This window comes from Sphingomonas bacterium (genome assembly GCF_903644135.1).
GTDB lineage: Bacteria > Pseudomonadota > Alphaproteobacteria > Sphingomonadales > Sphingomonadaceae > Sphingomonas.
This window is the reverse complement of sequence record NZ_CAHJXA010000077.1, coordinates 1-9,949: the sequence shown is the minus strand read 5'-3', so window position 1 is coordinate 9,949 and position 9,949 is coordinate 1. Positions and strand designations below refer to the sequence as shown.

General features: G+C 68.3%; 9 protein-coding genes and 1 pseudogene. 6 read left to right on the top strand and 4 right to left on the bottom strand.

Features of this window, described 5'->3' with window-relative positions:
* Positions 1–328: 328 nt before the first annotated feature.
* Positions 329–799 carry an Lrp/AsnC family transcriptional regulator gene (locus HUU96_RS06080; RefSeq protein ID WP_302480218.1) on the top strand — a complete coding sequence of 157 codons (471 nt, stop codon included), beginning with the start codon at positions 329–331 and terminating at the stop codon, positions 797–799.
* Positions 800–827: 28 nt separating this feature from the next.
* On the opposite strand, the gene HUU96_RS06075 is transcribed toward HUU96_RS06080, so the two are convergent.
* Complete coding sequence (locus HUU96_RS06075; protein ID WP_174291952.1) at positions 828–2,108, bottom strand: hypothetical protein; 1,281 nt, start codon at positions 2,106–2,108, stop codon at positions 828–830.
* Between the two features lie 131 nt (positions 2,109–2,239).
* On the opposite strand from HUU96_RS06075, the gene yaaA reads away from it, so the two are divergent.
* From yaaA to HUU96_RS06055, 4 genes are all read left to right on the top strand, one after another.
* Entirely contained in the window at positions 2,240–2,989 is a 750-nt protein-coding gene (yaaA, locus tag HUU96_RS06070) for a peroxide stress protein YaaA (protein ID WP_174291951.1), read from the top strand.
* On the top strand, positions 2,986–3,678 hold the full coding sequence (locus HUU96_RS06065) for an SDR family NAD(P)-dependent oxidoreductase (RefSeq protein WP_174291950.1): 693 nt from the start codon (positions 2,986–2,988) through the stop codon (positions 3,676–3,678). Before yaaA ends, HUU96_RS06065 begins: the two co-directional genes overlap by 4 nt.
* Before the next feature lie 186 nt (positions 3,679–3,864).
* Positions 3,865–6,624, top strand: coding sequence for a DNA gyrase subunit A (gyrA, locus tag HUU96_RS06060; RefSeq protein ID WP_174291949.1), 2,760 nt, complete (start codon positions 3,865–3,867; stop codon positions 6,622–6,624).
* Between the two features lie 44 nt (positions 6,625–6,668).
* On the top strand, positions 6,669–6,971 hold the full coding sequence (locus tag HUU96_RS06055) for a DUF952 domain-containing protein (RefSeq protein ID WP_438827061.1): 303 nt from the start codon (positions 6,669–6,671) through the stop codon (positions 6,969–6,971).
* 36 nt (positions 6,972–7,007) lie between these two features.
* On the opposite strand, the gene HUU96_RS06050 is transcribed toward HUU96_RS06055, so the two are convergent.
* A complete protein-coding gene (locus HUU96_RS06050; RefSeq protein ID WP_174291947.1) occupies positions 7,008–7,487 on the bottom strand; it encodes a DUF4142 domain-containing protein in 480 nt (159 codons plus the stop codon).
* A gap of 133 nt (positions 7,488–7,620) precedes the next feature.
* Between HUU96_RS06050 and trmFO the strand changes: the two genes are divergently transcribed.
* A complete protein-coding gene (gene trmFO / locus HUU96_RS06045) occupies positions 7,621–9,006 on the top strand; it encodes a methylenetetrahydrofolate--tRNA-(uracil(54)-C(5))-methyltransferase (FADH(2)-oxidizing) TrmFO (protein WP_174291946.1) in 1,386 nt (461 codons plus the stop codon).
* On the opposite strand, the gene HUU96_RS06040 is transcribed toward trmFO, so the two are convergent.
* Positions 8,936–9,421 (bottom strand): EF-hand domain-containing protein, encoded by a 486-nt coding sequence (locus tag HUU96_RS06040; RefSeq protein WP_174291945.1) that lies wholly within the window; start codon positions 9,419–9,421, stop codon positions 8,936–8,938. The genes trmFO and HUU96_RS06040 overlap by 71 nt on opposite strands.
* A gap of 41 nt (positions 9,422–9,462) precedes the next feature.
* A pseudogene (locus HUU96_RS06035) lies at positions 9,463–9,949 on the bottom strand (squalene/phytoene synthase family protein); the annotation flags it as partial.

Genomic DNA, 9,949 nt, shown 5'->3' with positions numbered 1-9,949 from the left:
CCGTTCCACCGTCGCCGGCGATGCCTCGGCGCGGCCGCGCCCGACCAGGTCGACCAGCTGACGCCAGGTCGCTTGCGCGCCGAAGCCAGCGCGCGCGTCGCTCGCCAGCACCGTCTTCAGGCTATCGTCGAAGCGCATCCGTCCCTCGGCCGCTGCGGGCACCCGCATCGGTCCGCCGTCCCTAGCCCGCTCCGCCACGCCGCGGAACACGTCAAAACGGGCTGGATCGCCGCTCGTCGCATTGTGGGACGTTTGCGTTTGGCGGCGATCTTCCTATCGTCCCGCCGCAATCGACAGGACGAGTTCGTCGCACAGGAGTTTCGTCGGCGTGGACCGGATCGACCGAGAGATACTGAAGCTGCTGCAGGACAATGGCCGCATGACCAATGTCGAGCTGGCGGAGCGGGTCGGGCTCACCGCGCCGCCATGCCTGCGCCGGGTGCGGACGCTGGAGGAAGCCGGGGCGATCCGCGGCTATCACGCCGACCTCGATCCGGCGCGGCTCGGCTATCCGATCACGGTGTTCGCAATGGTGTCGCTGCGCAGCCAGGCGGAAAAGGACCTCACCGCGTTCGAGGAGCATGTCGCAGCCATCCCGCAGGTGCGCGAGTGCCACATGCTCAACGGCGAGATCGACTTCATCCTCAAGATCGTCGCGGCGGACCTGAAGAGCTTTCAGGACATCCTGACCACTCACCTGACGCCCGCCCCCAACGTCGTCAGCGTCAAGACGTCGCTGACGATCCGCACCGCCAAGTCGATGTCCGGCGTGCCGGTTCCCGCCGACCAGGCCGAGTAGGCACCGCGCCTACCCGGCCCTTGGTCGATCAGCCCTGGATGGAGACCCAGGTCGTCCACAACGCCGCCAGATCGCCGCGCGCGCCGGTCTTCACCGCCGCGAACGCCGCCGTCGCCCCCGCCTTGTCGCCGCTGCGCGACAGGGCGATGCCGAGATGGGTGTTGACGTCGTCGGCATTGACGCCGCCCTTGCCCAGCGCGGCGCGATAGAGCTCGATCGCCTTGGCATTGTCGCCCTTGCTCAGATAGGCATCCGCGGTCTGCGCCGACAGCTTGCCGTCGGCGCTCGCCTTGGCCTTGGCCTCCAGCGGCACCAGCGACCCCTCCGACCGGGCCGAGCTGGTCGCCTGGCTCATCGCATCGGTCAGATTGCGGCCGGCGGTCAGCTTGCCGGTCGCCTGACCTTCCTTGAGCACCGACAGCGCCTCGGTCGGCAGGCCGCGGTCGATCGCGTCCTGGGCGTATTGCTCATACAGCGACTGGTCGGCGATGCTCTTGGTGTCGTGCATCAGCCGGAACAGGTCGATGCGCTGGTTCTTGTCGAGCACGTCGACGCTCGGGGCCGACAGGCCGTAGGTGATCAGGACATCGTGCCAAGTCTGCGGGGTCGGATAGGCGGCGGCATATTTGCCGAGCCAGCCGATCGTCTGCGTCTTGTCCTTGGCACTGTTCGAGCGGGCGATGGCGTAGCGGTAGTAATCCTCGGGCGCAGGCTTGCCCGACGCCTTGGCCTTGGTGATCGCCGTGTCCAAGTCGGCCGAACCGCCGGCGATGTCGCCGCCGTCGAACTTCGCCTTGGCGATCATCAGGTCGAGGTTGGGGTCGGCAAAGCCGAGTTGGCGCGCCTGGGTCAGATACTGGATAGCCTGCGCGTTCTGCTTGCCGTTGAAGGCGAGGACGCCGCGCGCGAAATAATAGCCCGGCTTGTTCGCCGCCGGCGTGCTCGGGTTGGCGATCAGCGCGTCCAGCGGGCCGGCCAGCGCGGTCTCGTTGACCGGTGCGTTGGGGTTGGCGTCGCGGGCGGCGTAGATCTTGCCGCGAGTCACATCGAAACGCAGCGACTGCGCCACATATTTCTCGTCGTCGTTCTTGGCGACGGCTTCCGCCTGCGCAACCAGCGGCTCGGCACCCTCGTAGTTCTTGGCTGCCAACGCGTCCTGGGCGGGCTTGGCCGCCTTGACGAAGTCGGGGCTTAGCTTGAGGCCGGGCTTGGCCTCCTCCTTCTTGGCGGCGAGGGCCGGCTGGACGACGGCGACGCTGCCAACGCTGGCGAGGGCGGCGGCAAGCGCCAGGGTGGACAGGGATTTCATGGCGATTCTCTCTCCCGTGGGGCGGCAGGGGTGCCGGGCGAGGTTGCTGTAAAGGCGCGCTGCGTGCCGTTCAAGCGACCGCGGGCGAAGCATGATTGAACCGCCTGCCAGCGGCGGCTAGGCCGGCGAGGATGATCGCCGTCCTGTCCCCAGCCAAGACCCTCGATTACGAGACGCCGCTGCCGGCGTTGACGCCGACGGCTCCGCGGTTCGCGGAAGAGGCGGCGAGCCTCGCCCGATCGGCGGCGCGGCTGCCGCAGAAGAAGCTGCGCGAGCTGATGCACATCTCGGCCCCGCTCGCGAAGCTCAACGCCGAGCGTTTCCGCGACTTCGCCGATGCGCCCGAGCGGCCGGCGATCTACGCCTTTGCCGGCGACGTCTATACCGGCTTCGACGTGCACAGCCTCGACGGAGCGCAGGTCGGTTTCGCGCAGGACCATGTCCGGCTGCTGTCGGGGCTCTACGGCCTGTTGCGGCCGCTCGATGTGATCCGCCCCTACCGACTGGAGATGGGAACCCGCTGGGCACCGCGCCGGGCGAAGCTGACCGACTGGTGGCAGAACCGTATCGCCGCGGCGCTGGCGGCCGATGTCGACGCCGATGGGTCCGGCACCGTCGTCAACCTCGCCAGTCAGGAATATTGGGCCGCAGTGGACGGCCGGTTGCCGGCATCGGTGCGGGTGGTCGCGATCGATTTCCGCGAAGGACCGGATCGCCGCTTTGTCAGCTTCCACGCCAAGAAGGCGCGCGGCCTGGTCGCGCGCTTCGTAGCCGAGCATCGGCTGGACAGCATCGACGACCTGCGCGGCTTCGACAGTGACGGCTACCGCTTCGATGCCGATGCGAGCGAGGCGGATCGCTGGACGTTCGTCAGGCAATGACCAGCGCGGTCGTCATCGGTGCATCGGGCGGGATCGGTGCGGCGCTGGCGGCGGCGCTGGCCGAGGAAGGAGCGTTCGACCACGTCCACCGCTTCGCCCGCTCGGCGTCCGGCACCGATCATCTCGATCTGGAGGACGAGGCGAGCATCGCCGCTGCCGCCGCCCGGCTGGCCGCCGACCCGCCGACGTTGGTGGTGATCGCGACCGGGCTGCTCCACGACGATGGCCGCTCGCCCGAGAAGGCGATGCGCGATCTCGATCCCGCCTGGCTGGCGCGGCAATATGCGATCAACGCGATCGGTCCGGCGCTGGTCGCCAAGCATGTCCTGCCAGCGATGCCACGTACCGGTCGCTGCGTCTTTGCGGTGCTGTCCGCCCGCGTCGGCAGCATCGGCGACAACAAGCTGGGCGGCTGGTACGGCTATCGCGCCGCCAAGGCCGCGCTCAACCAGCTGGTCCGGACGCTGGCGATCGAGGAGCGCCGCCGCAACGACCGCAGCATCGTCGTCGCGCTTCACCCCGGCACCGTCGACACGCCGCTGTCCAAGCCGTTCCAGGCCAATGTCCGCGCCGACCAGCTGTTCTCGCCCGACCGCGCCGCGGTGCAGCTGCTCGACGTGATCGACGGCCTGAAAGCCCCCGACAGCGGCAAGGTCTTCGATTGGGAGGGCAAGGAAGTCACGCCTTGATCTTTCGTCATGCCGGGCTCGTCCCGGTATCCAGAACCGCTAGCGATGCCGTTCTTGGCTCTGGACTCCGGCACAAGGCCGGGGTGACGACGATTGGAGGTGTCCTCGCACACGCGTGCGCGCGTGACTTTGCGGCCCCGAGCGCCTAGACCGTCGCCAATCCGTAACAACCCGAAAGCATAGTCCTTGGCCGACGAGACCCTGCTCGCCGAACCGCCCGCATCCGGCGATATGTCGACCATCTCGATCGTCGACGAGATGAAGACCAGCTATCTCGACTATGCGATGAGCGTCATCGTCGCGCGCGCGCTGCCCGACGTGCGCGACGGGCTGAAGCCGGTCCACCGCCGCATTCTCTATTCGGCGCACGAGAGCGGCTTCGTCGCCGGCAAGGCCTATCGCAAGTCGGCGCGCATCGTCGGCGACGTGATGGGCAAATACCACCCGCACGGCGACAGCGCGATCTACGACGCGCTCGCGCGGATGGCGCAGGACTGGTCAATGCGGGTGCCGCTGATCGACGGCCAGGGCAATTTCGGCTCGATGGACCCCGATCCGCCCGCCGCCATGCGCTATACCGAGGCGCGGCTGGCCAAGGTGGCAAACGCGCTGCTCGGCGACCTCGACAAGGACACGGTCGACTTCACCCCCAATTACGACGGGTCGGAGCGCGAGCCGCAGGTGCTGCCGGCGCAATTCCCCAACCTGCTCGTCAACGGCGCCGGCGGCATCGCCGTCGGCATGGCGACCAACATCCCGCCGCATAACCTCGGCGAAGTGATCGACGCCTGCCTGGCGTATATGGACAACGGTGCGATCAGCATCGACGAGCTGATCCAGATTGTCCCCGGCCCCGATTTCCCCAGCGGCGCGATCATCCTCGGCCGGATGGGCGCGCGCTCCGCCTATGAGAGCGGCCGCGGCTCGATCATCGTCCGCTCGCGTCATGTCGTCGAGAGCCATCGCGGCGACCGCCAGTCGATCGTACTGACCGAGATCCCCTATCAGCAGGGCAAGAACGCGCTGGTCGAGCGCATCGCCGAGGCGGCCAAGGACAAGCGCATTGAGGGCGTCAGCGACATCCGCGACGAGTCCAATCGCGAGGGCGTGCGCATCGTTATCGACCTGAAGCGCGACGCGACACCCGAGGTGGTGCTCAACCAGCTGTGGCGGCACACCCCGGCGCAGGGGTCGTTCGCGGCCAACATGCTGGCGATCCGCGGCGGCCGGCCCGAGCTGCTCAACCTGCGCGACATCATCCAGGCGTTCGTCCAGTTCCGCGAGCAGGTCATCACCCGCCGTTCCAAGTTCGAGCTGGCGAAGGCGCGCGACCGCGCCCACATCCTGCTTGGCCTCGTCATCGCCGTCACCAACCTCGACGAGGTGGTGCGGATGATCCGCGGCTCGGCCAGCCCCGCCGACGCGCGCGCCAAGCTGATCGCGCGCGAATGGCCGGTCGCCGAGATCGCCGGCTATCTGCGGCTGGTCGAGGCGGTCGACAGCGAGGCGGTCGGCGACACCTATCGCCTGTCGGAAACGCAGGTCCGCGCCATCCTCGACCTGCGCCTTCATCGCCTGACCGCGCTGGGCCGCGACGAAATCGGCAGCGAGCTGGAGACGCTTGCGGGGTCGATCGCCGAGCTGCTCGCGATCCTCGCCGACCGTGCCAAGCTGTACGCGGTGATGCGCGGCGAGCTGACCGCGATCCGCGACGAGTTCGCGGCGCCGCGCCGGTCGGAGATCGCGGCCGCCGCCGACGGCATCGACGACGAGGACCTGATCGAGCGCGAGGACATGGTCGTCACTGTCACCCTACAGGGCTATATCAAGCGTACCCCGCTCGACACCTTCCGCGCCCAGGCGCGCGGCGGCAAGGGCCGCAGCGGCATGACGACCAAGGACGAGGACGTCGTCACCGCGCTGTTCGTCACTTCCACCCACACGCCGGTGCTGTTCTTCTCGACCGCGGGCAAGGTCTATCGGCTGAAGGTATGGCGGTTGCCCGAGGGCGGGCCGGCGACGCGCGGTCGGCCGATGGTCAACCTGCTGCCACTGCAGCCGGGCGAGACCATCTCGACGGTGCTGCCGCTGCCCGAGGACGAGGCGGAGTGGGGCAAGCTCCACGTCATGTTCGCCACCGCCAAGGGCTATGTCCGGCGCAACTCGATGGACGCCTTCGCGAACATCCGCACCGCCGGCAAGATCGCGATGAAATTCGAAGACGGGGATGCTGATGATCGGCTGATCGGCGTGTCGTTGCTGACCGGGACCGACGATGTGCTGCTGGCGACGCGGCAGGGCAAGGCGATCCGCTTCGCCGCCACCGACGTGCGCGAGTTCCAGAGCCGCGATTCGACCGGCGTTCGCGGTGCCAAGCTGGCGAGTGGCGACGAGGTGATATCGCTGTCGGTGCTGCGCGGCACGCCGTTCGATGCGGAGACGCGCGAGGCCTATCTGCGCGCCGCGCCATGGAAGGAGGGCGAACGCGAAGCGACGCTCGACGCAGCGACGGTGACGGCGATGGCTGAGGCGGAAGAGTTCATCCTGACCGTCTGCGCCAACGGCTATGGCAAGCGCTCGTCGGCCTACGAATACCGCCGCACCAACCGCGGCGGTCAGGGCATCACCAACATCGACAACCTCCAGCGCAACGGCGCGGTGGTGGCGAGCTTCCCGACGCACAGCGGCGAGCAGCTGATGCTGGTCACCGACCAGGCCAAGCTGATCCGCCTGTCGGTCGGCGACACGCGGGTGATCGGCCGCAACTCGGCCGGCGTGCGCTTGTTCAACGTCGCCGAGGGCGAACATGTCGTCTCCGCCGCTCGAATCGAGGAGACCGAGGAGGAGGCCGAGATCAACCTGGGCGATGGCAGCGAGGCGATCGCGCCCGATACAGGGGCAGTAATTGGCGAGGATGCGGCGGCCGGGCCGGAGGACGGCGAGTGAGCGAGCAATCGACCACAGCCTACAAGGTGCTGACCGGCGAGCAGATGGCGACATTGGAGACCGGCAGTTTCGACGGCGCGCCCGTCGACCTGACGGACGGCTATGTTCACCTCTCGACGGCCGAACAGTTGACCGAGACGGTGGACAAGCACTTCGCCGGACAGACCGACCTGCATGTCGCCGCAGTCGATCTCGGCTCGTTCGGACCATCGCTGCGCTGGGAAGCATCGCGCGGCGGCGCGTTGTTCCCGCATCTCTACGGTCCGCTCCTGCTGGAAACTGTGATCGCCTATGGTCCGCTGGAGCGTGACGGCGACGGCAAGGTCAGATTGCCGGTCGCGGGGTAAAGCCGGGGCGGAGGCAAGAGCCCCCGCCCCGCTGGGTCACATCGCCTGAAGCATCTGGATGTGGTTCTGCACCACCGGCACGATGTTGGCGGCCACCGCCTTGAGCGGGGCCGACTTGCCGTCGGTGCTGTACGCCTGCTGCAGGGCGAGCGCCTGATCGTGCGACGTCTTCTGCTGCTCGATATACATCTGATCGCGAGCTGGACCGTTGACCTTCTTCAGCTTGGCGATCATCGCCGACTGCGCCGGGCTCAGCACCGGCGGCTTGGGCTTGAGGCCGGCCTGCATCGCCGCCGCCTTGACGTCTTCGGTGCTCTTGGTGTGGTCGGTCACCATCATCGCCGCAAAATCGTGAACCTTGGGGTTGGTCGAATCCATCACCAGGTTGCTGGAGGTGATCTCGAATTTGTCGCTGGCACCCGCCTTCGCGACATAGATGCCAGCGGGGATCGCCGCCGCGGCGAACGCGGCGACGGGCAGAGCGATGGCGGTACAGAATGCTAGGGCGCGAAACATGGGCAATCCTCCTGTGTGTCTGGAAGTGATACCCGGCAGAACCCCGCATGTTCCACGATTGCGCGGAATCCGGGGAGTTGCTAATGTGGATCAAGCGCTGGCGAGCGGGTGCGTTACCCGCTAGGCCGCAGCGATGACCCATGACATCCACGTCGTCGGCGGCGGCCTCGCCGGATCGGAGGCGGCCTGGCAGCTTGCCGAGGCGGGCTGGCGGGTGCGGCTGTCGGAGATGCGCGGTGCCGGCCTTGCGGACGGAGGCGACACGACGGCGGCGCACCGGACCGATGCGCTGGCGGAACTCGTCTGCTCCAACAGCTTCCGCTCGGACGATGCGGAGGCGAATGCGGTCGGGCTGCTCCACCAGGAGATGCGCACGCTGGGTTCGCTGATCCTGCGGGAAGCGGATCGGCACCGCGTTCCGGCCGGCTCGGCGCTAGCAGTCGACCGCGACGGCTATACCGCCGGGGTGACGGAGGCGATCGCCGGCCACTCCAACATCAGCCTGGTGCGCGAGCGGGTCGACGCATTGCCCGATGGTCCGGCGATCATCGCCACCGGCCCCCTCACCGCGCCGTCGCTCGCCACCGCGATCGGTGCCGCCACCGGTGCGGAAGCGCTCGCCTTTTTCGACGCGCTCGCGCCGATCGTCCACCGCGAGTCGATCGACTTCGACACCGCATGGTTCGCCGCCAGATGGGATAAGGGCGGTAAAGACTATATCAACTGCCCGCTGACCAAGGACCAGTATCTCGCCTTCCACGCCGGCCTGATCGACGGCGAGAAGACGCCGTTCAAGGAATGGGAGGCGGACACGCCCTATTTCGACGGCTGTATGCCGATCGAGGTCATGGCGGAGCGCGGGGTCGACACGCTGCGCTACGGGCCGATGAAGCCGGTCGGGCTCGACGACCCGCGCACCGGCCGCTGGCCCTATGCGGTGGTGCAGCTACGCCAGGACAACGCGCAGGGCACGCTGTGGAACATTGTCGGCTTTCAGACCAAGCTGAGGCACGCCGATCAGGTGCGGCTGTTCCGCACCATTCCCGGCCTGCAGGATGCCGAGTTCGCGCGGCTGGGCGGGTTGCACCGCAATACCTTCATCCGCTCGCCCGACCTGTTGGACGCGCAACTGCGGCTGAAGAGCCGGCCGCGGCTTCGCTTCGCCGGCCAGATCACCGGCTGCGAGGGCTATATCGAGAGCGCGGCGATCGGGATGCTGGCGGGGCGGTTCGCGGCGGCCGAGCTGGCCGGCACGGTCCTGCCGCCGCCGCCGCCGGAGACCGCGCTGGGAGCGCTGCTGGGCCACATTACCGGCGGCGCGACCGCCGAGACCTACCAGCCGATGAACGTCAATTTCGGCCTGTTTCCACCGATCGCGGGGAAGACGAAAAAGGCCGACCGCAAGCGGATGTATACCGATCGCGGGCGGGCGGCGCTGGCGGCGTGGCTCAATCCTCCTGCGCCGCCGGCTGAGCCGCAGCCGGAGGACAGTTCACCCGCCGCGGCGCTTTTCGCTTGACGGCGGTGGTCGCGAACTCGGCCGGGGTGAGGGTGTTGGACTTGTCCTTGTCGGCGACGGCGAACTTGGTTTCCGCCTTGATCGCCCATTCGTCGAACGACAGCTGGCCGTCATGGTTGGTGTCGAGCTTGGCGAACGCCTTGTGGCGAGCCAGGAGGTACTCCTCGCGCGTGACCTTGCCGTTGCGATCCTTGTCGTAGCGGTCGAAGCGCTTCTGCTCGCGCGTCCGCTCGGTCGCCTCGGGCACGGCGTCCGGCAGCGGTGTCCCTGCGGCGGTCGCCTGCGTCGGCTGACCGGCCGCGGCTAGCGGCTGCGGCGGCAGCACCGCGGTCGGACGTGCCCGTGCGTTGACGATCAGCACGCCCAGCGCGACCATCAGCAACGCCGCCGCCCCACCCGCCAGATAGCGCCACATCGTGCCTGTCCCCCGTTCTTCTTGGGCGAGGCTAACGCGCGTCAGCGTCCCGTCAACCGGTGAAGCAGCAACCGCGCGACGCGGCGTGGCGAGCCTGGCGCGACCTCGACCAGATCCGCGCGCGCCAGCAGCGCCAGCGCGCCAAGCGGGCGCAGCGACCGGGGCCAGCGCTGCATAAACGCCGACCCAAACCGCTCTGCCGCCATGCCACGCGCCTGCTCCGCCACCGTGCGCGCAGTGACATGGCCGGCAAGATCGGCAAGCGCCCAGCCTTCGCCGGCTACGGCAACCATCGCGCGGCCGTCCCCGAGCAGCCGCGCGCCGATCGCGAACAGTCGGCCACCCCGCCCAGCCGCGAAGCTGCCCAGCCCTTCCCGGTCGACGTCCTCCGCCAGCAATATCTCCCAGCCATCTATCATCGCTGCCAGGTCCGCGCCGGCGATGCCGCGCGGCAGCAACTCGCCGGCGAGCGCGGTTATCTCTGCCCGGAGATTCGCACCGGCGTCCGCACCGGAGACACACTGGCCA

Excerpts from the sequence above, each read along its gene's own strand:
- HUU96_RS06075 (WP_174291952.1), bottom strand. The coding sequence starts at position 2,108 with ATGAAATCCCTGTCCACCCTGGCGCTTGCCGCCGCCCTCGCCAGCGTT.
- yaaA (WP_174291951.1), top strand. The coding sequence starts at position 2,240 with ATGATCGCCGTCCTGTCCCCAGCCAAGACCCTCGATTACGAGACGCCG.
- HUU96_RS06065 (WP_174291950.1), top strand. The coding sequence starts at position 2,986 with ATGACCAGCGCGGTCGTCATCGGTGCATCGGGCGGGATCGGTGCGGCG.
- HUU96_RS06055 (WP_438827061.1), top strand. The coding sequence starts at position 6,669 with ATGGCGACATTGGAGACCGGCAGTTTCGACGGCGCGCCCGTCGACCTG.
- HUU96_RS06050 (WP_174291947.1), bottom strand. The coding sequence starts at position 7,487 with ATGTTTCGCGCCCTAGCATTCTGTACCGCCATCGCTCTGCCCGTCGCC.
- trmFO (WP_174291946.1), top strand. The coding sequence starts at position 7,621 with ATGACCCATGACATCCACGTCGTCGGCGGCGGCCTCGCCGGATCGGAG.
- HUU96_RS06040 (WP_174291945.1), bottom strand. The coding sequence starts at position 9,421 with ATGTGGCGCTATCTGGCGGGTGGGGCGGCGGCGTTGCTGATGGTCGCG.